The organism is Corynebacterium sp. HMSC068H04 (assembly GCF_001811255.1).
GTDB lineage: Bacteria > Actinomycetota > Actinomycetes > Mycobacteriales > Mycobacteriaceae > Corynebacterium > Corynebacterium hesseae.
On sequence record NZ_KV803966.1, the window covers coordinates 14,741 to 36,210 of the forward strand.

A 21,470-nucleotide genomic window follows, 5' to 3' on the forward strand; every position below is an offset into this window, starting at 1 on the left:
GATGCTCCTCTATGTAGAAAACGCTGTGATGGGTAGTGATGTGTTGAAGCGCGGATGCGCGAGGGCGCGTCCGCCTACAGCTGCCACGCTTGAGCCAGGTTAACCATGTTACCCAAGGCGGCCTCGTGGCTTGTGGATTGCAGGGAGATCATGAGTTCATCCGCCTGGGCCAGATTTTGGAATTCCGTGAGGTAGTCGCGCACGTGCTCGATACTGCCCACGGCGGAGTACTTCAGCATGCCGATGATCTGCTGGCCCTGCGGGGAATCGATGATGCGGGCAACGTCGGCGTCGCTGAGCTGCTTGCCACGACCTGCAAAGGCCTTGACGCGGCGGAAGCAGACCTTTTCAAATTCCTCGTCGGCGTCATCACCCGCGGTGACGTTGACACCCGCGATGACATAGGGCTCCGGGTGGGCTTCGGAAGGCTGGTAATTCTCGCGATAGTAGGCCGTGGCGGCCTCGAGGTGTTGCGGGGCAAAGTGCGAGGCGAAGGCATAGGGAAGCCCGTACTTGGCGGCGAGCGAGGCGCCGAACAGCGAGGATCCCAGGATGTAGATGGGGACGTTGGTGCCATGGCCGGGGATGGCCTTCACTCCGGGGATGAGGGACTTTCCGGAGAGGTAGCCCTGCAATTCTTTGACGTCCTCGGGGAAGCGTTCGGCGGCGTGGCCATCGCGGCGCAGGGCGCGGCCCAAGGTCTGCATGTCAGTGCCGGGGGCGCGGCCCAGGCCGAGGTCGATGCGGCCGGGGTAGAGCTCGGCGAGGGTGCCGAATTGTTCGGCGATGACATAGGGCGCGTGGTTCGGCAGCATGACGCCGCCGGAGCCCAAGCGGATGCGCTCGGTCTTCGCGCCGATGTGTGCGATGAGCACCGCCGGGGAGGAGGAAGAAATGGAGGGCATGTTGTGGTGCTCGGTGTACCACATGCGCTTAAACCCCAAAGCCTCCGCGCGTTGCGCCAGCTCGACCGACCTGGCCATGGACTGGGAGGGAGATTCCCCCGGGTAGATGGTGCAGAAATCGAGGACGGACAAAGCGGCGCGGAACGTCATGAGCTACTCACTTTTCTTCGACGAGCCTGTAGATACAACGTCGATGATAACGCCGATGGCAAATGCGAGGAGCGTGGGAACCACCCAGCCCAGGCCAACGTCTTGGCCAGGGGCGAAATCAAGCGGGGCGCCGAAGGAGGTGGCGGCGGACCACAGCACGGAAACCCACAGTGCCAAGCGGAATGCCCAGTAGAAGGTGACCCACTTCTTGACTACCGGTTGCAGGAGGGTCAGCGCAATCAGCGAGATAGCCGGCGGGTACAAGAACACGATGAAGGGCACCGCGATGGCAAGCACCGTGTCAAGGCCCTGGAAAGCGAAGGCTATGGACAGTGCAGTAAACAGGCAGGCCCACAGGTGGTAGGTGGTCTTCGGCACGAGCAGGGCGAAGAACTCCGAGGTGGCGGAAATCAGGCCCACGGCGGTGGTCATGCACGCCAGGATGACGATGGCGGAGAAGACGGCCTGGCCGATATTGCCCATGGTGAGATTGGAGGCGTCGGCAAGCAGGGCGGCGCCGGACTCATAGGAGGCACCGTTCGGCATGGTTTGGCCGATCCACGCCAGCCCCAGGTAGATGGCGGCGAGCAGGGCGCCGGCGATGACCGCGGAGAGAATGGTTCCGCGCAGCAGCTCACTGTTCTTGGAAAAACCCTTGGAGCGCAGGGAGGTCACGATGACGATGGAGAAAGCCAGGCCCGCGATGGCGTCCATGGTGTTATAGCCCTCAAAGAGGCCGGTAACGAAGGGTGCGGAGGCATACTCTTCGGTCGGAGTGCCGGGCATGCGGGGATTCGCCACGGTAGCGAGGGTGATGAGGACCGCGAGCAGGATGACCAGCGCCGGGGTGAGGAACTTGCCCAAGGTGTCGATGATGTCATTCGGGCGCCAGGCCAAAGCCAACGCGATAAGGAAGAAGACGACGTTGAAGGCGCCGTTGGCGAAGGTCCCCTCCCACCCCAGCAGCGGGGTGATGGCGGTTTCCATGGACACCGCGCCGGTACGCGGCAGGGCGTAGAAGGCGCCGATGGCCAGGTAAGCAATGACGGAAAAGGCCACGCCGAAGATCTTGCCGCCGTGGTTTCCGATGTCCCGCACGGACTGGCCGGAAATGGCCACCGCGACCACAGCCAAGACCGGCAGCGCCACGCCGGCGGCGAGGAAGCCCAAGGTGGCGGGCCAGAAGTTGGTGCCGGAGGAGACACCGACTTCCGGCGGGAAGATGAGGTTGCCCGCTCCAAAGAACATGGAGAAGAGCATGAGTGAGGCAACGATGACGATGCCGATGGGAGAACCCGTCTTCGAGGCGGACTGAGAGGGAGCCTGAGCGTCATTAATGGACATTTTTCTAAGAATAATGCCCATGACATGAGATGTAAACTCTAGCTGAAGGCCTTCTCTAGCCGATCCAGCGCTTCTTCGAGCAGCTCGCGGGAGGTGGCGAAGTTCAAACGCGCGTGGTGCTCGCCGCCCGTACCGAAGGTCACGCCCTCGTTGAGAGCCACCTTGGCGTGCTCGCGAACCCACGCTGCGGGCTTCGGGTCATCACCAATAGCGGTCTCGGAAAAGTCCAACCACAGCAGGTAGGTGGCCTGCGGGTGGGAAGTCTTTAGGCCCGGCACGCGCTTGGGCAGCTCCTCCACCAGCCAGTCGCGGGTCTTCTTTAAGTACGCAATCTCCTCGTCGAGGAACTCCCCGCCGTCGCGGTAGGCGGCCTCCGCCGCCAGAACGCCCAGCGTGCCGGTGCCGTCCTTGGCCACACCGGTCAGCGAATTCCAGCGCTCCACGTCCGCGGAGTTGGAGAAGATCACCTGTGCGCACTTGAGACCCGCGGTATTCCACGCCTTGGACGTGGCGGTGACGGTGATGACGCGGTCGGACAAAGCACCCAACGGGATGTGGCGGCCCTCGTAGACCAGCGGGGCATGGATCTCATCGGAGAGGATACGGGCATCATACTTATCCGCCAGTTCCACGAGCCCCCGCAGCCAGTCCTCGTCGAAGACGATGCCCAGCGGGTTATAAGGGTGGGAGAGCAGGATAGAGCCGGCGCCAGCCTTAAAGGCACGCTCGATATCGTCTAGCTCCAGCGAGGTCTCTATCTTCTCGCGCCCCGCGGTCTCCTGCAGCTCCAACAGCGGCGGGTAAGACGGAACCGGTACGGCCACCGCGCCCTCAGTAAAGTACTGCACCCCGAGCAGCAGCCCGCGCACGACGTCCCCAATCCAGAAGACGTGCTGTGGGCGCCAGCCGTAGCGCGATTCATAGAAATCCGCCAGGGCCGCGTTGAGCTCGGAGGCCTTGGGGGCTGGGGTGTAGCCGAAGGATTCGGCGTCGACAGCCTCCTGTATTGCTTCCTTCACCGCGGGGGCGGTGAGGAAGTCCGATTCAGCGATCCACAGCGGAATGATGTCCTCGTCAAAGACGGTCCACTTGCGGGTACCACGGGCACTAAGTTCTTTCAGGCTAGGGAAATGCATGCGCCCCACCTTACTCGTCGTTGGGCTGCACAAATCCGTATTTTTTCAGCCGCTGGCGGTCGGCGGCGGAGGCGGATTGGGTCAAACGCAGCAGCTCGGCGTAGATGCCGCCGGACTGCGCCAGCTCGGCCGGCGAACCAATTTCGGAGATGCGGCCGTGGTCGAGGGTGATGATGGTGTCCACGTCCGCGATGGTGGACAGGCGGTGCGCGATGATGAGCGTGGTGCGGTCCTTCATGAGCTCATCCAGGCCCGCTTGCACGGCACGCTCGGCCTTGGTGTCCAGCGCCGAGGTGGCCTCGTCGAGCACGAGGATGGGGGCGTCCTTGAGCATGGCGCGCGCCACGGCCACGCGCTGCTTCTGCCCGCCGGAGAGCTTGAGGCCGCGCTCACCGATGACGGTGTCATAGCCATCGGGGAATTCCTCGATGAAGTCGTGTGCATTGGCGCGCTTGGCGACGTTCACGATCTCCTCCATCGTCGCCTCCGGCTTGTCATAAGCGATGTTTTCCTTGATGGTGCCTGAGAAGAGATAGGACTCCTGGAAGACCACGCCGACTGAGGCGCGCAGGCGCTCGGCGGTAAGCTCCGCGGCGTCGTGCCCCAGCACCGTCAGCTTTCCCTCCGTGGGCTGGTACAGGCCCAGCAGCAGGTTGACCAAGGTGGACTTGCCGCCGCCGGACTCGCCGACGAGCGCGACTTTGTGGCCCTCCTCGGCGGCGAAGGAAATACCGGCGACGACCGGCTTATCCGACTCATAGGAGAAGGACACGTCCTCGAAGGCGAAGACCGGGCCTTGTGTTGGGCGCAGCGGCTCGGCCGGGGTGAGATCGAGATCGGGGACGTCGGAGGTTTCAGCGGCGGCGACCAGCTGCGGGTTTACCGTGGGCTCCGGGGTCTCCTCCATGACCTTGAAATAGTCCTTGGAGCCGGCAATGGCGCGCTGGCTGACATCCACGATCCAGCTCATCATGAACACCGGCTGCTTGGCCATGTTCACCAGCTGCAGGAGCATGACCATGTCACCGATGGAGAAGTGGCCCTCCAAGGTACGCCAGAAGATCAGGCCATAGATGCCTAAGAAGATCAGCGCCATGGCCGCGCCACGCGCGGTATCCATGGAATGCCACCAGCGCGATTGCGGCTTCGTCGTATCCACCACCGTGCGGTAGCGCGAACCGAAGGAGGCCAACTCGCGGGCCTCGGCCACGAAGGACTTGGTCACCTTCACTTGGCCGATGACCTCCGCGAAGCGCCCATTGGCCACGTCGATGTTTTCGTTCTTGATGGCCTCGAATTTCTGCCAGCGCTCCGAGGTCAGCGCGGTGAGCCACATATAGATGGGGAAGAGCGCTGCCAGCAAGATGGCCAGCGGCCAGTAGTACACCGCGGTGATGACCAACACCGCCGCGGCCTGGATCAGCATGACGAAGAAGTTATTGGAGAAGGACTGCAGGAACTGCGTGATATTCGCAATCGAGCGGTCCAAGCGCGCAATGATGGTGCCGGTGACCTGGTTGTCGTAATAACCCTGCGGCACGGAGAGCAGCTTGGCAAAGTAGCGCGTGGACAGAATCTGGCGCAGGCGCGCCACCATGACATCGCCGATATAGCCGCCGATGTTTTTCACCACGTTGCCCAGCGCATCTGCCACAAAGAGCGCCACGACCCACCAGAGGATGGTACGCAGCGGGCCTCCTGCGACGACGGTGTCGGTGGCCTCGCGGAGGATGAAGGGCGTCAGCAGCGAGAGAATCGCGGTGACTGACGCGGTGATTAGGACGCCGAGATAGAACGGCCACAGCGCAGAAGCGCTGCGGACGATGCGGAGAATAGAGTTCATCGTCGGCCGATGTTACGCCCTTAATAGGAATATCCAACCCGTCGACTAAGGTAAGGGAGAAACCGAAGTCGTGATGGAAAAGGATTCGCGGTGAAGAAGTACCTCCCCCTAGCGTGTGCCCCGCTGTGCCTGGCTGCCCTCTCAGGCTGCAGCATCCTCCAGCCGCCGGACGCGGGCCCGCAGGACAACATCGTGGTGTCCAGCTCGGAGCCGCCGACGTTTGAGGCTAAAGACGTGGACGCCGAAGAGGTGACCTCTAACCTGGCGGCACCCGTCAAGGACAAGGGCCTCAACGTGGAGTATGAGCTGCAGGGCCTGTACTCCGGCGGCGGTGGAACGGTGCTCACGGTGAAGATCCACAACCTCAACGAGGTCCCCATGCCTGCCGACGCCCTCCCGGAACCCACCCTCGAGCGCGCCGACGGCAACGGCGGCTGGGCCACCGTGGATTCGATTGATGTTGACCCCGCTGTCCACCCAGATGTAGCCGCGCCGGGCTTGGACCACCCGCTGGGGGCAGGCGCGTCCACCAACCTCCAGTATGTCTATGACGTTGCCCCCGGCAACCTCTGGAACGCGCGCTTCAACATCGGCAACGTGCGTTTTGTAGGAGACCTCAATCTATGACGGAACTCGTCGTTCTAGCCTCGCCCGAGGGTAAACCCGCAGGCGTAGCTGAGAAGGCCGCCGTCCACACCGCGGATACTCCGCTGCACTTTGCTTTCTCCGCCTGGGTGGTGCGCGGAGGCGAGCTGTTGCTGACCCGCCGCGCACTGTCCAAGCTGACCTGGCCTGGTGTGTGGACCAATTCCTTCTGCGGACACCCCGGGCCGGATGAGCCGACTGCCGACGCCGTCGTGCGCCGCGCCCAGTTCGAACTTGGCCTCAGCGGCACCCCTCACTTAGTGCTGCCGAACTTTTCCTACCGCGCCGTGGATTCCTCCGGCGTGGTGGAAAACGAAATCTGCCCGGTCTATCTCTTTGAGACCACCGACGAACCCACGCCTAACCCGGATGAGGTGGACTCCTTCGCGTGGGTCCCGGTGCGCGATGTCCTCGCTGCCGCCGATGCCACGCCATTCGCCTTTAGCCCGTGGATGGTTGAGGAGCTGGCCCACGAGCCGTTGCGCGAGGCCCTGTTGGCCTAAAGCAGGCTGCCATCCTGGGCGAAGGCCGCCGAGATATAATCCAGGCTGGAATAGGCCACGCGGTTTTCGCCGTTATCCAGGTTGTATTCCCAGATGGCGTGCTCGGGGCGGTAGGCCTCGAAACCGGGCTCGCCGGTGCGCACGAAGTCCCGCAGCCACTGTGCTAGCTCCGTGTCCCCAAAGAGCGGGCGCAGCTCCTCGCAGTGCAAGGCCGGGCCCGAGGAGCGGGTGAACTCCACCATCCAGGTCTTACCTGGTGCCTTCTCCGCCACCTCTGCCGCCCAGCGGCGGATGATGGCATCACCCACCAACCGGCCCATAGGGCGGTCCTTATCCATGTGCTGTGCCACCTGATACCACGGCTTGAAACCATTGCGGGGAAATCCAAAGCGCGGGGCCACATAGCGCAGGATGAGGCTGCGGAAAGGGGAGCGATCGATCTTCTGCGTGGCCGGGATGTTGTAGAACTCGTCGCGGGTGCTGGCGAGGATGAGGGGGACGTCGGCAAGCTGCCCACACTCCAGTGGGGTAGGGCCCAGCGCCATATCGAGGCTGTACTTCTTGCGGAACTTGGCGTAGCCGGCCGCGAGCTCCTCTTGGCTCATCGCCGCGAGGGAGGAGCGCGTGATGGGCTTCTTCATCACCTGGCGCAGCGTGGCCTTGCGCTCCTCGAAGCTCTCCCGAGGGAAGCCCGGGGAGAGCGCCACGGCGCGGCGAAAAGCCCCGCGGTAGTGGTCGCGCCGACACAGCCAGAGAACGGCATTGGCGCCGGCGGACTGGCCCACGACGGTGACGTTGGTGGGATCGCCGCCGAAGGACTCGATGTTGCGCTGAATCCATTCCAAGCCCAGCTGTAGGTCCTCGATGGCGCGGTAGTGGTTGGGCTCATCATCGCGGAAACGGGCCAGGCCCGGCAGCCCCACGCGGTAGTCCAGCTGCACGTGGACGATGCCCGCCTCCGCGGTCGGCGTACCCTCCGCCCGGGGGTCCTCGTGGGAGCCGTGCTCGTAGCGGCCGCCGTGGATGTAGACCAGCGTGGGGGCTAGGGCGGCGGTGCGTTTGCCGGGCGCGGGGGCGGTGATGGTCAGCGCGACCTTCTCCGGATGCGGTTCGCGCGCGTCCTGGTCACGCGGCGGGGCGGGCTCGGGGTTATCGAAATCTCCCGGGATGTGGGAGTACTCGATGGAGCGGAAATGGGCCACGTCCCCATCGAGGTAGCCGGTGATGGTGCCCGCGGGGCAGGTGACGTCGAAAGGTGCACTGCTCATGGACAACAGGCTACCCTGAGGGCATGGAATGGCTCGTGCAGGCGCCAGTGTGGGCGCAGATGGCGGTGCTCGCCGTGACCGCAGTGCCGGCCGCGACCGTCATGGGGTGGGTGCTGATGTGGGTTATCGACCGTGTGAATTCGTGGCTAGCACCCGCGACTAGGATGAAGAAACATGACTGACGATGATCACCGCGAAGGCCTGTGGGACCCCGAGCGCCCGCAGCCTCCCCACCGCAAACGCGCACTGCCCAAGTCCCGAGTGAGCGTGACCCTCTGGCTGATGATCGCGCTCATCGTCGTGGTGGCCATCGTCGGAGTCGTCGTTTAGCGCTCGGCGCCCGGCCTCGTGGCGACCTGGGCGAGGCGCTGGTAGAGCTCCTGCTTTGGCAGATCCTCCAACAACACCGGCTTGCCGGCGGTATCGCACAGCGGGATGCACCAGTTGGGGTACTGGTCCTTCGTCGTGCCCGGCTGGTTTTGGGCGCGCACGTCACCGACCATGTCCACCAGGTTGGTCACCGTCAGCGCCGACGGGGTTCCCGCGATGTAGCGGTGCAGGGCAACGAGCATGTCCTCTTCGCTCTCGCGGTTGTCCAACATGCCATAGGCCTGCAGGTTGTCCTTGACCTTTTCCTGCCACGCGCGGTCCTCGGCTTCTTCTTCCGCCACTGGGCGGGTCAGCAGACCCAAGCGGGCGCGCAGCGCGATGTGGTCCCCGCGCAGGAAGGCGAGCGTTGGCGGCAGATCGTGCGTGCCCACCGAGGACATCGCCATCTGGCGGTACTGATCCTGCGGGCGCGGGGTGGGGCCGTCCTCGGCGTGCTCGAACCAGATGATCGTGGTGCCCAGCACGCCCATATCGCGCAGAGCGTTTTGGACCCACGGCTCCAGGGTGCCCAGGTCCTCGCCCACGAGGACCGCGCCGGCGCGCTCAGCCTCGAGCGCCAAGATGCCGAGCATGGCCTCCCAGTCATAGGACACGTAGGTGCCGTTGAGCGGGGTGGAGTGGCGCGGGATCCAGTACAGACGGAACAGGCCGAGCACGTGGTCAACGCGCAGGCCGCCAGCATTGCCCAGCATCGTTCGCAACAAGTCACGCCACGGCTGGTAGCCGGATTCCGCCAGGCGCACCGGGTGCCACGGCGGCTGGGACCAGTCCTGGCCTTGCTGGTTGTAATCATCCGGCGGGGCGCCCACCGAACACTGCGGGGCGAGGTATTCCGCCAGGTTGACGGCGTCGGCACCGGCGGGGTGGATGCCCACGGCCATGTCGGTGATAAGCCCGATGCTCATGCCGGCGTCGAGCGCGCGGCGCTGGGCAGCATCTAGCTGCTCATCGCAGAGGAACTGCAGCCAGGAATAGAACTCAGCCAACTCGCTGACGTCAAGGCTCAGCGCGTGGCGACGGCCGCTGTGGCGTTCGAGCTCGGTCTCGGCGCACCACAGCGCGAAGTTACGCAGGCCACGGCCCTCGCGGCGCTGGTACTCGCTAAAGGCGGTGCGGCGCTCTGGGGTCATCCCCTTGTTGAAGAGCTCCTGGAGGACCTGCAGCTTGGCCTCGAAGATGGAATCACGATCAATCTCTTCTGCAGACAGGTTGCGCTCGCGGAACTCGGCGGCCAGCTCGGCCACGTCATCCTGGAGTTCCGGGCTGAGTAGTTTCAGCTCCGGGACGTCCTCGATGCGGATATAGATCGGATTGATGAATCGCCGCGTGGTGGGCAGGTAGGGCGAGTCTTCCACCGGCGGAATCGGCTCGCCAGCATGCAGCGGATTAATAAGGAGGAAGTCGTAGTCCGGCGCCAGCAGTTCCGCCAGCTCTGCCAAGTCACCGAAATCACCCATGCCCCAGGACTTCTCGGAACGCACTGAGTACAGCTGCGCCATCGCACCCGCCGCGGGGCGCTCAAGGTAGCGATCCGCCGTGCTCAGGTGGTTCGGCACGACGATGAGCGGGCACTCGTGCTCTCCGATGCCGGGAGAGGACAGGAGCAGCTTATGGAATCCGAGAGGCAGGTCGCCGGGGACGTGGAAGCTTGCCTCGCCCCACATGGTTCCGGAGACGTCGGCAGCCGGGGCATCGTTGGGGTCCTGGTAAGTCGGGCGGGTCTCGCCGCTTTCCAATTCGATGGTGACGGCGACCGGATCCCCGTCGTGGACGTGGACGGCGAAGGACTTTTCGGCGCCTTCGCGGGCCACCACGCAGGGCGGCAGCGGGCGGGAAGCCCGAGCGAGGTAGTCCTCGAAGAGGGCTTGGGTTAGCTCCTCATCGTCCGGACGGTCGGAGATAGAGACGCCGAGTGCGCGCAGCGTGTAGGTGATTGTCTCCTCGCTGACGTACACAGGCTGTCCGTTCTGGGCGGTGTACTCGCAGGCCACACCGTGGCGTTGGGCAAGTTCTTGAAGCAGATCACGGGTAGTCACATCCCCCAATTGTGCCACGCCCTCCCCACGCGCGTAATAAATCAGGTTGGTAGAGTGGGCTGGAATTTAGTTTTTGTGGGAAAGGACACAACTGTGACTTTGAATGAAGCGCACACCAAAGCGGAATTCGAGATCAAGGACGGCGAAACGTGCCTTACCGCCATGATGGCTACGGCGCACGCCCGCCCACATGGCGTGCTGTTTACCCGCCCGGCGAATTACGAGTGGGTCAACGTCACCGCCAAGGAATTCGTCGAGGAAGTCTACGCGGTGGCCAAGGGGCTCATCGCCTTCGGCGTGGAGCAGGGTGACCGCGTGGCGCTCATTTCCACCACCCGCTATGAGTGGTCCCTGCTGGACTACGCCATCTGGGCCGCCGGTGCGGTTTCCGTTCCGGTGTACCCCTCGTCGTCGATGTCCCAGGTTCAGTGGATCATCGAAGACTCCGGCGCAATCCTCGCCATCACGGAAACCCGCGAGCACTCCGAGCTGGTCAAGCACCTGAAGCTGCAGGAGGACGGCACCCCGCAGCTGCACGGTTCCCCCTCTCAGCTGCGCCGTGTTCTGGAAATCAACTCTTCGGCCATCGACACGCTGAAGTTTGAGGGACGCGACATCAGCGACGACACCGTCAACCAGCGCATCGAAGCTACGCACACTGACGACGTCGCCTCCCTGGTGTACACCTCCGGCACCACCGGGCGCCCCAAGGGTTGCATGCTGACCCACCGCAACTGGCTGGCGGAAGCCCGCGGGTTGCTGACCAACCCCATTGGTGCCATCGCCGTGCCGGGCGCACACGTCCTGACCTTCCTGCCGCTGGCACACGTCTTCAGCCGTGCGGTGTCGCTGGCGGTCACCATCGGTGGTGCGTCCCAGAACCACTGGGCGGACTTCAGCACCATCACCGTTGAGTTCGCTCGTTCCCGCCCGAACCTGATTCTTGGCGTGCCGCGCGTGTTTGAAAAGGTACGCAACGGTGCGTCCGCCAAGGCGCATGGTTCCTCCGCGTTCAAGGGCGCGATCTTCGACAGCGCGGAGAAAGTCGCCATCGAATACTCCAAGGCGCTGGATACCCCGGAGGGCCCCAACCGAGTTCTCAAGGCCAAGCACAAGGCCTTTGACAAGCTGGTCTATTCCGCCATCCGCCAGGCAATGGGCGGCGAGGTCAAGTACTGCATCTCCGGTGGCTCGGCCATCTCGCAGGATCTGCTGCACTGGTACCGCGGCATCGGCGTGACCATCTACGAGGGCTATGGACTTACGGAGACCGCAGCGGCTGCCGCCGTGGACTTCGTGGATCAGTCCATCGGCACCGTCGGCCCGCCGCTGGGCGGAACGACGATGCGCATTAACGAGGACGGCGAGATCCTGATTAAGGGAGATATCGTCTTCAAGGGCTACTGGCAGAACCCGGAAGCCACCGAGAATGCGCTGCAGGACGGCTGGTACAACACCGGCGACCTCGGTGAGATCAACGAAGAAGGCAAGCTCGTTATCACCGGCCGCAAGAAGGACCTCATCGTCACCGCGGGCGGCAAGAATGTCTCGCCTGGCCCGATGGAAGATATCCTGCGTTCCCACCCGCTGATCTCCCAGGCCATGGTGGTTGGCGACGGCAAGCCCTTCGTCGGCGTGCTGCTCACCCTGGATGAGGACGCGCTCAAGCGCTGGAAGGCGGACCACAACATCGCCGCGACCAAGGGCATGCGCGAGGTAGCTGCGGATCCGGCGCTGCGCGCGGATATTCAGGACGCCATCAACCAGGTCAACGCCACCGTCTCCCACGCGGAGGGTATTAAGAAGTTCGTCATCCTGGATCAGGACCTCACCGAGGAAAGCAACGAGCTCACCCCAACCCTGAAGGTCAAGCGTTACGTGGTGGCCCAGCGCTATGCGGCTGACATTGAGCGCCTCTACGCCGGCAAGAAATAAGGCTGGACGGAGTCTGTGAATTCCTTCGGAGTGTCGCGCAGCCGAATGCGAGGATCTCTAATAGAGTCAGCGGGGTCAGAAAAACTCTAAACCTCAACTAGAGGTTCTCACGGGAAGGGCGGCCTATGCACAAGATCGCAGCCGAGCTGCGCCACCGTGAGCTGACCCAAGAAATCTATAACATCGGCGATGAAGTCGTCGACTACATCGAGCACCTCATCGAGGCCATCGAGGACTGGGACGATGAACTCTCCCTCGACTGCTTGGCCGAGCTGGGGGATATCGTCGAAGACGCCCGCGTGGATTCCGGGCGCTGCGTCGGCGAGCTCATCGGCCTGCGCCAGGCGCTGGTCTCCGGCCTGAAGTCCGGCACCATCTCGGCTGCCTCCTCCGGCGACAATGACGTCGAGGAACCGAAGCAGCTCACCGCCCGCGCACTCGCTGAGGGCCTGCCTATCTCCGGCCCGCCCGTCGTGGTCTCCGAGCTGGCAGAAACCCTGCGCGGCCGTACCGCCGCGGTGGCTGCCTACCTGCGCGAGCTGGTCGAGTACGTGCTGGCGCAAACCGACGCCGTGGCCCGCAACCTCGACGTGGTTTCCCTGCCGAACTTGTACAAGCGCGCGGGAGAATCCTCCCTTATTGCCGTGCAAGCCTGGCGTCACACCGTCGTCGAGGCACACCCCGCCTTCGTGCGCACCATGCGCGGGCACAATCCGCCGCCCTTCCTAGAGGAGCGCGCGCGTATCGACGCCGTCGTCGCCCGCGTCCGGGCTAAGCGCCAGAAGCAGGCCGCCACGACCGCTTAAGGAGCCGCATCACAGACTTCCTTGTTGCCAACACACAAGGACAAAAGGAAAGCGCCACCGAGATTCCCTCTCTCGGTGGCGCTTTTCGTAGTTAGCGTGGCGCGCCTAGTATTGCGTGCCACCGCCTAGCTTCGTGTTCCCCTGTCTATCTTCGTGAGCCACGCTTAGCTTCGTGTGCCCCCGTCTAGCGCGCAAGCGCTAGACCCCCGGGTTCTTGGCGGCCGGCGCGGCCTGGTCCAGCTGCTCCGTAATCTGCGGCCACAGCTGGCCCATGATGTCATCCCAGGTCAGGATCCACACGGTCTTGTCCTTGGTGGGCTTGCCCACCATGACGAGCTGCTCGTTGCGGGCGCGCATCTGATCCAGAGTCTTCTGCACGGTCGAGGAGGAGCTCACCGCCAACGCGGGGCGGGAGAACTCCAGCACCGGGGTTTCCGGATCCGCCAGCAGGGTATCGCGGACGTGGACGATGCGCGGAATGCGCGAGGCGCGAGGGTAGACCAGCACGCGCATGATGGACTTGTTTACGACGAGGTCGTGCAGCTCAGCCACCGTGGCATCGGAAGACAGAGGCAAGATTTCCGAGCCGTGCTCGCGGGCCAATTGTGCGGCGGTGGACGCTTCTAGCTCGATGACGCCGGTGATCTGGTTCGCGGAGTCGTCGTCAAGCGTGCCCGTCTGCCGCGAGTGCTCGACGAGGTGGCGCAGGGTCTCCGCGTCATAGCCAGCCGCACCGGCGCGGTCGACGGGTTCCTCGCCGGTCATGAGCACCAGCTTGTTCGCCATCTTGTTGATCCAGATCAGCAGCGGGCGGAAGAGCCAGATGAAGCCGCGGGCAGGAACCGCAATGAGCTGCAGGGCCGTCTCCGGGTGGGCGATGGCCCAGGACTTCGGCGCCATCTCGCCGATGACCAGGTGCAGGAAGGTCACGACGAAAAGTGCGAGGAGGAAGGAGACGACGTCAGCAACGCCCAGCGGCAAGCCGAGGGCCTCCAACGGACTCATGAGCAGGTGATGGACCCACGGCTTGGTCACGGCACCGAGGACGAAGGTTGCGGCGGTAATGCCCAGCTGGGCGCCGGCCAACATGATGGTCAGCTCGTTGAGCGAGCGAAGGCCCGCGCGCGAGGCAGCGGAGGATTCCGCGGTTTCCTCCAGACGGTTGCGGCGCGCACCCATGAGGGAGAACTCGATGACCACGAAGAAGCCGGAAGCAGCAATGATGAGAATGGTGATGAGGAGGTTGAACCACCAAGTATCAGTCATTAGTCATCGTCTCCTTCCGGGAATTCCTCCACCAGCTCTAGGGCTAGGACGGAGGGCACGTGGCGGTCGATTTCCTCGACGCGCACGTTGAGCGTGCGGGTGGGGGCTTCATCGCCGTCGACCCAGTCTTCAGGCTCTGCCTCCAGCTCGATGGCGAGCTCTTCGCCTTCCTCCGGCAACGTGCCGGAGTGCGCGATGAGCAGGCCGGCGACGGTTTCGAAATCACCCTCCGGCAGGTCGTGGCCGATGGCGCGCTCGACCTCGTCGATGGGTGTGTCACCGTCGACGATCCAGTGCGTCTCGTCCTGCTCGGTGATCTCCTCGGTCTCTTCGAGGTCGTGCTCATCGGTGACATCGCCGAGGATCTCCTCGGCCAAGTCCTCCATGGTCACAATGCCCACGAAGCCGCCGTATTCGTCGATGACGCAGGCGAGTTTTTCGTCGGCGTCGCGAAGCTCCGTGACGACGTCAGGAAGCGGCATGAGCTCCGGAACCACCACGGGTTCCTTCATGATTTCGCGGGCCGGGGTGGCCGCGGGCAGCTCCGTGCCCAGCACGTCGTAGAGGTGTACCACGCCGATGGGATTGTGCTCATCGTCGATGATGGGGTAGCGGGTGTGGTTCTCCGACATCATCTCGCGGACCTCACCGATGGTGGTCTCTGGCTCGATGACATCCACGCGCGAGCGCGGAATCATGGCGTGTCCCACGTCGTGTTCGGGGAAGTCGAGGAGGCGGTCGAGCACCAGGTAGGTGTCCTCATCCAAGTCGCCGGCCTCGTGGGAGGCATCCACGATGGATTCCAGGTCATCGGTGGTGGCAGAAGAATCGACATCCTCCACCGGTTCGATGCCGAAGACCTTGAGGATGGCGTTGGAGGAATACTCGAAGAAGTGGATCAACCAGCCGAAGATCTTGAGGTACCACATCGTGGACGCGGACAGCCACAGCGCTGTCTTCATGGGAGCGGCGATGGTGTAGTTCTTGGGGAAGAGCTCGGCGAAGAGCATCGTGAGAACCGTCGACACGGCCAGCGCGGTCACCGTACCCACGGCGACGGACACGCCCGTGGGCACGCCCACGCCACCGAGCAGCTGGCCCAGGCCTTGGCCCACGAGTGGCTCGGCCACATAACCGATAAGCAGGCCCGTAATCGTGATGCCCAGCTGTGCGCCGGAAAGCATGAAGGAGGTTTTCTGCGTGATCTTGAGCGCGCGCTCCGCTGGTTTATCCCCCGCAGCGGCGCGCTGGCGCAGCTGCGTGCGGTCCACGGACATGAAGGCGAATTCTTGCGCGACGAAGTACGCGTTGGCCACGATAATGAGAGCGATGACGGCGAAACCCGCCACAATCATCAGGATGGCAGATAACACGGCTTACCCCACCGCCTTGAGTTGGCGGCGGGGACATCGACTCGGAGGTTCCACGAAAAAGGGGGCCTTTCTTAACTTTCGGGGATTGCAAATATGCACTATAGACTACCGCTTCAACGGTGTAGTCGGTTATTTTGTTCCCCATGGATCCCTTCGGTCTTTATATTCACGTTCCCTTCTGTGCCTCGCGCTGCGGCTACTGCGATTTCAACACCTATACCCCGGGTGAGCTGGGAGGGGATCTGACCAGCGATTATCTGGATGCTCTGGAGAAGGAGCTGGAGATGGCGGCGGCGCAGGTGGGCCGTGAGGCCGAAACGGTTTTTATCGGCGGCGGTACGCCGAGCTTGCTGGGGGCCGAGGGGCTGGGCCGTGTGTTGAATCGGGTGCGCGACACCTTTGGCCTGGCCCCGGGCGCGGAGGTCACCACGGAATCCAACCCGGAATCTACCTCGCCGGAGTACTTTGCCGGGCTTCTCGACGCCGGCTTCACCCGCCTCTCCCTTGGCATGCAGTCCGCCTCACCGGGCGTGCTCGCAGTGCTCGAGCGTGCCCACACCCCGGGCCGCGCCTTCGATGCGGCACGCGAAGCCATCGCCGCGGGCTTCGAGCACGTCAACCTGGACATGATTTATGGCACGCCGACTGAAGAAGACACCGACGTTGCCCTGACCTTGGAGCGCGCCCTGGAGACCGGGGTGGACCACATCAGTGCGTATTCGCTCATTGTGGAGGACGGCACGCGCATGGCCCGCAAGGTATCGAAGGGCCTGCTTCCGGCCCCAGACGAGGACGTGCTGGCCCGGCGCTATGAGATGATCTCCTCCACGCTCGAGGCCGAAGGCTTTGAGTGGTACGAGGTCTCCAACTGGGCCAAGCCGGGCGGGGAGTGCCAGCACAATCGCATCTACTGGGTGGACGGCAACTGGTGGGGCGCGGGCCCGGGCGCGCATTCGCATTTGGGCAACGAGCGCTTCTTCAACGTGAAGAACCCGCGGACCTACATCAAGGCCGTGGGCGAGGGGGAGCTGCCCATCAAGGATCGCGAGGAGCTCAGCGCCGCCGATCGCCACACCGAGCGCATCATGCTGGGACTGCGTCTGCGCGAGGGCATCCCTGCGTCCTGGCTCGCGCCGGCCGCCGAGCCCGTCGCCGCGCGCTTCATCGAGCGCGGCCTGTTGGAGCGCGCCGGCGACCACCTCCGCGTGACCAAGGCGGGACGCCTGCTCGCGGATGGGATCATCACCGACCTCCTTGTCGCCGAAGATACCGCCGAAGGCACCGCTCGCTAGGGGCTTGCCCCGCCTGCGGGCCGACCTCCGAGTCCGCATCAGCTGGATCATTTGCGGCCGTACCCTCCTCGTGGCCTGTCCTCAGCCTTCCGCACATGGTTCCAGTGGAAAGGCTCCAGTCATAAGGTTTGTTTGGGGGCAAACAAACCTTCCTTAGGCTGCTAGAAGGTTCGTTTGGGGGCAAGTAAACCGTATGACCTGAACCATCTGAGTAGAACCAGCTGTGTGGTGGGACCGCGAAGCCGCAAAGAAGTGGCTAGGTCTTGGCCTTTCGATGCCGAGGAGACATGGGGACTTAAAGTTAGCCCCGCCGGGAATCTGTTAGTTTTGCTCCTGTCGTCGGGAAGTTTGATAGCGGTGTTAGTTTCTCTCTCCACGTCGAGAAACCTGTTAGTCGCTCTCGATATTGCTAGTATTAGTGGCATGGATGACGCCTTAAACCCCTATACTCCTGGCTCGGGCATCGCGCCGACAGTTCTTACTGGGCGCGAGAGAGACCTTCATGCGTTTGACAATCTTGTCAAACGCGTCCAGAACGGATTGCTTGGCCGTCCAATGCTGCTCGTTGGCTTGCGTGGAGTGGGTAAGACCGTGCTGCTCAACCAATTAAAAAGGAAGGCTGACCAAGCCGACTGGCTAACGATTAAGTTTGAGGCTTCGCAGGGGGCACGTGGACGAGAAGGAGCCCGCCGTGCTCTAGCGCAAGGTTTAGCCAAAGCCTCTTTGCGCTATCGGACGAAAGCCAAGGTATCTGAGGGTTTTCACTTTATTGCTGCGGCCGTAAAATCTTTTTCGCTCTCGGTAGGACAAAGCATTATTGACCTTGGGGTTGAAGTGGGAGACATTCCTCCAGCAACAGGAAACCTTGAGCTTGATCTGCACGATGTGATCGAGGCCATCACTACGACGCTTCTCAAGGAGGATAAAGCTTTAGGAATCTTCATCGACGAAATGCAAGACCTTGATGAAGAGCTGCTCGAAGCACTCATTTCTGCACAACATGAAGCAGGGCAGCTGGGCTTGCCTTTTTACATTATTGGCGCTGGGCTCCCGAGTCTGCCAGGGATTCTGGCGGAGTCCCGCTCTTATGCAGAGCGAATGTTCGAGGTGCACCAAATTGGCAGGCTCGAAATGTATGCCGCAGTTGCCGCCTTCCGTGAACCTGCGCGGACACAGAACGTGGAATTTGACGATGAAGCAGTTGAATATCTAGCTAATGTATCGGGGCAGTATCCGTATTTCATCCAGGAATTTGGTGCACAAATGTGGCGCACTGCGCGAACTTCACCTATGGATTCCGATTCAGCTCGACGCGCCGCGCGGCTTGGAATTGAGCAGTTGGACCGCGGGTTTTTCCAAGCCAGGTGGGATCGCGCTACTCCAGCCGAGCGGGACTACTTGACCGCGATGGCAAAGGTTGGTGGAGAGGAAATCTCGAGCAAGGACATCGCGGACATCTTAGGTAAAGACACGAAGAAACTGGGTCCTGTGCGAGCCAAGCTCATTAGTAAAGGATTGATCTATGCTCCAGAACACGGCAGGGTGAGCTACACTGTGCCAAATTTTGACGACTTCATCGCCCGCCAGAACGGATAGCCTTAAAGACATGTCCAGCTCCACCGATGCCCGCCGCCAAGAGGTCCTGCGCGCCATCGTCGCGGACTATATCGCCTCGCAATCGCCCGTCGGCTCCAAGGCCCTGCTCGAGCGCTACCAGCTGGGTGTGTCCTCGGCGACGATTCGCAATGACATGGCCGTGCTCGAAGCCGAAGGGCTCATCGCCCAGGAACATGCCAGCTCTGGACGCGTGCCCACGCAGAAGGGCTACCGCCAATTCGTCGATACGCTGCACGACGTCAAGCCGCTCTCCAAGGCCGAGCGCCGCGCCATGCTCACCTTCCTCGAAGGCGGGGTGGATTTGGAAGACGTGCTGCGGCGTTCCGTTCAGCTGCTGGCCCAGGTAACCAAGCAAGCAGCCGTCGTGCAGATGCCCAACCTCAAGGTCTCCCGCGTCAAGCACTGCGAGGTCGTGGCACTCTCACCGGTGCGCCTGCTCTTGGTGCTCATCACGGATAATGGGCGCGTCGATCAGCGCAATGTGGAGCTCGATGACGTGATCGACCCCGAGCAGACCCACCGCCTGCGCGATATCCTCAACACCGCCCTGGAGGGCAAGACGCTCACCGATGCTTCGGTGGAGCTGGCCGCGCTTGTCGACGACTCCCCAGCCGACATCCGCCCCCACCTCCTCAAGGCCGCGACGACGCTGATCGAGACCCTTGTGGAACAGCCCTCCGATCGCCTGATTATGGCGGGTACGTCCAACCTCACCCGCGTGGCCCTGACCGAGGGCCTGCCCTCTATCATCGAGGCCCTCGAGGAGCAGGTCGTCGTGCTCAAGCTGCTGGCGCGCGTGCCGGATTTGGGCAATGTTTCTGTATCCATCGGCGAGGAGAACGAAGCCGACGAGCTGCGCCAAACCTCTGTCGTGGCCACGCGCTATGGTTTTGGCACCGGCGAGCATGCGGCGGCACTCGGCGGGCTGGGTGTCGTGGGGCCGACGTATATGGACTATTCGGGAACAATTTCCAAGGTCTCTGCCGTTGCACGCTATGTGAGTGAAATCCTGGCGGGCGAGTAAGCTAGCCCGTCGGATTAGATTTAGTATCAACGAGAAATAGAAGGATGACAGTACGTGGCTCGTGACTACTACGGCATTCTTGGTGTAGAAAAGTCGGCGTCCGACGCCGAGATTAAGAAGGCCTACCGCAAGCTGGCGCGCAAGTACCACCCGGACGTCAACCCGGGCGATGACGAGGCCGCGGAGAAGTTCCGCGAGGCTTCCCTTGCACAGGAGGTTCTGCTTGATCCGCAGAAGCGCCGGATTGTGGACATGGGTGGTGACCCCATGGAGGAGCGCGCGGCCCAGGGCGGCGGCTTTGGCGGTTTCGGCGGCGGCGGACTCGGGGATATCTTCGCCGAGTTCTTCGGTGGGGGAGCGGCCTCCCGCGGCCCGCGTTCCCGCGTGCAGCCGGGCGATGATGCGCTCCTGCGCACCACCATTACCCTCGAGGAGGCCTATAGCGGCGTCAAGCAGCAGGTCAAGGTGGACACCGCCGTGATCTGTGACCGCTGTGAGGGAACCGGTTCCGAGTCCAAGGCCAAGCCGGTGACCTGTGACCATTGCGGCGGCATGGGCCAGGTTCAGGAAGTCCAGCGCAGCATGCTGGGCAACATGATGACTACCCGCGATTGCCCGAAGTGCTATGGCTTCGGCGAAGTGGTCACCGATCCCTGTGGCCACTGTGGCGGCGATGGCCGCGTGCGCAAGCGTCGTGATATTACGGTGAGCATCCCCGCCGGCATTGGTGATGGCATGCGCATCCGCATGGCCTCCCAGGGCGAGGTCGGCCACGGCGGCGGCCCCGCCGGTGACCTGTACGTGGAGGTGCACACCGAGCCGCACCCCGTCTTCGAGCGTAATGCCGATGACCTGCACCTGACCGTTCGCGTGCCCATGGTGGATGCTGCCCTCGGCTCTTCCTGCACCGTCGAGCAGCTCGACGGCGAAGAGCTCACCATCGATATCGCGCCGGGCACCCAGCCAGGCGAGTCCATCATGCTCCAGGGCAAGGGCATGCCGCGCCTGCGCACCGACGGCTATGGCAACCTTCACGCCCACGTGGATGTGGTGATCCCGACGGACCTGGATAAGAAGACCCGTGAGGCCCTCGAAAAGGTCCGCGCCGCCGGTCACAGCGGCACCGAGGTGCACCGCGCCGGTGACAATCAGGGCGAATCCCTCTTTACCCGCCTCCGAGGCAAGTTCCGCCGCTAATGTCTCTGCCCGTCTTCCTCCACCCGGATCTGTCCCTCGCGAAGGTCGGCCAACCCGTGGGCCTCGACGGCGCGGAGGGCCGCCACGCGGTCACCGTCAAGCGCATGGGCCCAGGGGAGCACCTGGTGCTTATCGACGGCTCCGGGCGCCGCGCCACCGCCACCATCACCGATACACAGGGCAAGGACACGCTGGCCGCGCTTGTCGACGACCTCGTGACCATCCCCGAGCCCTCCCCACGCGTCATCGTGGTCCAGGCTATCCCGAAGTCGGAGCGCGCCGAGTTGGCCGTCGACCTGGCCACCCAGGCCGGGGTGGATGAGATCATCGCCTGGCAGGCGGATCGCTGCGTGTCCAAGTGGGATTCGAAGAAGGCCCCGAAGGCTCTGGGCAAGTGGGAATCCGCGGCCGTGGCGGCCGCCAAGCAAGCGCGCCGCGCGCGTGTGCCTGTCGTGCGCGGCCCGCTGACCACCCGCCAGCTGTGTCAGGAGATTGCGGGCGCACGAGCCTTGGTCCTTCACGAGGAAGCCGAGGTTCGGCTTAAGGACCTTGCTGACCTCGACGCCGCCGAGACCATCTACCTTCTGGTGGGCCCGGAGGGCGGCATCGGCGCGGAGGAACTGGCTCGCTTGCAGGACGCCGGTGCGACGGCGATCAAGTTGGGGCCGGAGGTGTTGAGGACGGCGTCGGCAAGCATGGTGGCGTTGGCCAGCATCGGCACCCTGACCTCGCGCTGGTAG

The 21,470-nt window shown here is 63.3% G+C and carries 19 protein-coding genes; 11 read left to right on the forward strand and 8 right to left on the reverse strand.

Going from position 1 to position 21,470, the window contains the following annotated elements:
• Positions 1-74 precede the first annotated feature (74 nt).
• Genes HMPREF2792_RS01165 through HMPREF2792_RS01180 form a run of 4 tightly spaced genes read right to left on the reverse strand, consistent with a single transcriptional unit; the run spans position 75 to position 5,378 of the window.
• The gene (locus HMPREF2792_RS01165) at positions 75-1,055 is read right to left on the reverse strand and encodes an LLM class flavin-dependent oxidoreductase (protein ID WP_070519563.1); all 981 of its coding nucleotides are present in this window, start codon (positions 1,053-1,055) and stop codon (positions 75-77) included.
• Between the two features lie 3 nt (positions 1,056-1,058).
• Positions 1,059-2,399 carry a branched-chain amino acid transport system II carrier protein gene (gene brnQ / locus HMPREF2792_RS01170; protein ID WP_070530187.1) on the reverse strand — a complete coding sequence of 447 codons (1,341 nt, stop codon included), beginning with the start codon at positions 2,397-2,399 and terminating at the stop codon, positions 1,059-1,061.
• A 38-nt stretch (positions 2,400-2,437) separates the two neighbouring features.
• Positions 2,438-3,535, reverse strand: coding sequence for a MalY/PatB family protein (locus HMPREF2792_RS01175; RefSeq protein WP_070530188.1), 1,098 nt, complete (start codon positions 3,533-3,535; stop codon positions 2,438-2,440).
• A gap of 10 nt (positions 3,536-3,545) precedes the next feature.
• Positions 3,546-5,378 carry an ABC transporter ATP-binding protein gene (locus tag HMPREF2792_RS01180; protein ID WP_070530189.1) on the reverse strand — a complete coding sequence of 611 codons (1,833 nt, stop codon included), beginning with the start codon at positions 5,376-5,378 and terminating at the stop codon, positions 3,546-3,548.
• 90 nt (positions 5,379-5,468) lie between these two features.
• Between HMPREF2792_RS01180 and HMPREF2792_RS01185 the strand changes: the two genes are divergently transcribed.
• On the forward strand, positions 5,469-6,005 hold the full coding sequence (locus HMPREF2792_RS01185; RefSeq protein WP_070530192.1) for a hypothetical protein: 537 nt from the start codon (positions 5,469-5,471) through the stop codon (positions 6,003-6,005).
• Positions 6,002-6,526, forward strand: a complete 525-nt coding sequence (gene idi / locus HMPREF2792_RS01190; protein ID WP_070519572.1) for an isopentenyl-diphosphate Delta-isomerase — start codon at positions 6,002-6,004, stop codon at positions 6,524-6,526. Before HMPREF2792_RS01185 ends, idi begins: the two co-directional genes overlap by 4 nt.
• On the opposite strand, the gene HMPREF2792_RS01195 is transcribed toward idi, so the two are convergent.
• Entirely contained in the window at positions 6,523-7,794 is a 1,272-nt protein-coding gene (locus tag HMPREF2792_RS01195) for a carboxylesterase family protein (RefSeq protein ID WP_070530194.1), read from the reverse strand. The two genes, idi and HMPREF2792_RS01195, sit on opposite strands and share 4 nt — an antisense overlap.
• Positions 7,795-7,817: 23 nt before the next feature.
• Here HMPREF2792_RS01195 and HMPREF2792_RS13105 point away from each other — a divergent pair, with 23 nt between their 5' ends.
• Positions 7,818-7,976: a hypothetical protein gene (locus HMPREF2792_RS13105; protein WP_168164014.1), complete on the forward strand. Its 159-nt coding sequence runs from the start codon at positions 7,818-7,820 to the stop codon at positions 7,974-7,976.
• Positions 7,969-8,124 carry a hypothetical protein gene (locus HMPREF2792_RS13110; protein ID WP_185963341.1) on the forward strand — a complete coding sequence of 52 codons (156 nt, stop codon included), beginning with the start codon at positions 7,969-7,971 and terminating at the stop codon, positions 8,122-8,124. The genes HMPREF2792_RS13105 and HMPREF2792_RS13110 overlap by 8 nt, the downstream gene beginning before the upstream one ends.
• Here the strand turns inward: HMPREF2792_RS13110 and malQ are convergent.
• Positions 8,121-10,220 carry a 4-alpha-glucanotransferase gene (gene malQ, locus HMPREF2792_RS01200; protein ID WP_232748420.1) on the reverse strand — a complete coding sequence of 700 codons (2,100 nt, stop codon included), beginning with the start codon at positions 10,218-10,220 and terminating at the stop codon, positions 8,121-8,123. The genes HMPREF2792_RS13110 and malQ overlap by 4 nt on opposite strands.
• Before the next feature lie 93 nt (positions 10,221-10,313).
• Here malQ and HMPREF2792_RS01205 point away from each other — a divergent pair, with 93 nt between their 5' ends.
• Positions 10,314-12,155 (forward strand): AMP-dependent synthetase/ligase, encoded by a 1,842-nt coding sequence (locus HMPREF2792_RS01205; protein WP_070530199.1) that lies wholly within the window; start codon positions 10,314-10,316, stop codon positions 12,153-12,155.
• Positions 12,156-12,280: 125 nt separating this feature from the next.
• Positions 12,281-12,961 carry a hypothetical protein gene (locus HMPREF2792_RS01210; protein ID WP_070519581.1) on the forward strand — a complete coding sequence of 227 codons (681 nt, stop codon included), beginning with the start codon at positions 12,281-12,283 and terminating at the stop codon, positions 12,959-12,961.
• Positions 12,962-13,159: 198 nt separating this feature from the next.
• Here the strand turns inward: HMPREF2792_RS01210 and HMPREF2792_RS01215 are convergent, their stop codons facing one another.
• Both HMPREF2792_RS01215 and HMPREF2792_RS01220 read right to left on the reverse strand, forming a co-directional pair.
• Entirely contained in the window at positions 13,160-14,227 is a 1,068-nt protein-coding gene (locus tag HMPREF2792_RS01215; protein ID WP_070530201.1) for a CNNM domain-containing protein, read from the reverse strand.
• Positions 14,227-15,600 (reverse strand): hemolysin family protein, encoded by a 1,374-nt coding sequence (locus HMPREF2792_RS01220; protein ID WP_070530203.1) that lies wholly within the window; start codon positions 15,598-15,600, stop codon positions 14,227-14,229. Before HMPREF2792_RS01220 ends, HMPREF2792_RS01215 begins: the two co-directional genes overlap by 1 nt.
• Positions 15,601-15,743: 143 nt before the next feature.
• On the opposite strand from HMPREF2792_RS01220, the gene hemW reads away from it, so the two are divergent.
• The 5 genes from hemW (at position 15,744) to HMPREF2792_RS01245 (ending at position 21,470) form a co-directional block, all read left to right on the forward strand.
• Positions 15,744-16,892: a radical SAM family heme chaperone HemW gene (hemW, locus tag HMPREF2792_RS01225; protein ID WP_070530206.1), complete on the forward strand. Its 1,149-nt coding sequence runs from the start codon at positions 15,744-15,746 to the stop codon at positions 16,890-16,892.
• Positions 16,893-17,315: 423 nt separating this feature from the next.
• The gene (locus tag HMPREF2792_RS01230) at positions 17,316-18,488 is read left to right on the forward strand and encodes an ATP-binding protein (RefSeq protein WP_070530289.1); all 1,173 of its coding nucleotides are present in this window, start codon (positions 17,316-17,318) and stop codon (positions 18,486-18,488) included.
• A 10-nt stretch (positions 18,489-18,498) separates the two neighbouring features.
• Positions 18,499-19,533, forward strand: a complete 1,035-nt coding sequence (hrcA, locus tag HMPREF2792_RS01235; protein WP_070530209.1) for a heat-inducible transcriptional repressor HrcA — start codon at positions 18,499-18,501, stop codon at positions 19,531-19,533.
• A gap of 54 nt (positions 19,534-19,587) precedes the next feature.
• Positions 19,588-20,730 (forward strand): molecular chaperone DnaJ, encoded by a 1,143-nt coding sequence (gene dnaJ / locus HMPREF2792_RS01240; RefSeq protein ID WP_070530211.1) that lies wholly within the window; start codon positions 19,588-19,590, stop codon positions 20,728-20,730.
• Positions 20,730-21,470 (forward strand): 16S rRNA (uracil(1498)-N(3))-methyltransferase, encoded by a 741-nt coding sequence (locus tag HMPREF2792_RS01245; RefSeq protein ID WP_070530216.1) that lies wholly within the window; start codon positions 20,730-20,732, stop codon positions 21,468-21,470. Before dnaJ ends, HMPREF2792_RS01245 begins: the two co-directional genes overlap by 1 nt.

Coding starts and splice junctions, on each gene's coding strand:
- HMPREF2792_RS01165 (WP_070519563.1), bottom strand. CDS start 1,055: ATGACGTTCCGCGCCGCTTTGTCCGTCCTCGATTTCTGCACCATCTAC.
- brnQ (WP_070530187.1), bottom strand. CDS start 2,399: ATGTCCATTAATGACGCTCAGGCTCCCTCTCAGTCCGCCTCGAAGACG.
- HMPREF2792_RS01175 (WP_070530188.1), bottom strand. CDS start 3,535: ATGCATTTCCCTAGCCTGAAAGAACTTAGTGCCCGTGGTACCCGCAAG.
- HMPREF2792_RS01180 (WP_070530189.1), bottom strand. CDS start 5,378: ATGAACTCTATTCTCCGCATCGTCCGCAGCGCTTCTGCGCTGTGGCCG.
- idi (WP_070519572.1), top strand. CDS start 6,002: ATGACGGAACTCGTCGTTCTAGCCTCGCCCGAGGGTAAACCCGCAGGC.
- HMPREF2792_RS01195 (WP_070530194.1), bottom strand. CDS start 7,794: ATGAGCAGTGCACCTTTCGACGTCACCTGCCCCGCGGGCACCATCACC.
- HMPREF2792_RS13105 (WP_168164014.1), top strand. CDS start 7,818: ATGGAATGGCTCGTGCAGGCGCCAGTGTGGGCGCAGATGGCGGTGCTC.
- HMPREF2792_RS13110 (WP_185963341.1), top strand. CDS start 7,969: ATGACTGACGATGATCACCGCGAAGGCCTGTGGGACCCCGAGCGCCCG.
- HMPREF2792_RS01210 (WP_070519581.1), top strand. CDS start 12,281: ATGCACAAGATCGCAGCCGAGCTGCGCCACCGTGAGCTGACCCAAGAA.
- HMPREF2792_RS01215 (WP_070530201.1), bottom strand. CDS start 14,227: ATGACTGATACTTGGTGGTTCAACCTCCTCATCACCATTCTCATCATT.
- hemW (WP_070530206.1), top strand. CDS start 15,744: ATGGATCCCTTCGGTCTTTATATTCACGTTCCCTTCTGTGCCTCGCGC.
- HMPREF2792_RS01230 (WP_070530289.1), top strand. CDS start 17,316: ATGGATGACGCCTTAAACCCCTATACTCCTGGCTCGGGCATCGCGCCG.
- hrcA (WP_070530209.1), top strand. CDS start 18,499: ATGTCCAGCTCCACCGATGCCCGCCGCCAAGAGGTCCTGCGCGCCATC.
- HMPREF2792_RS01245 (WP_070530216.1), top strand. CDS start 20,730: ATGTCTCTGCCCGTCTTCCTCCACCCGGATCTGTCCCTCGCGAAGGTC.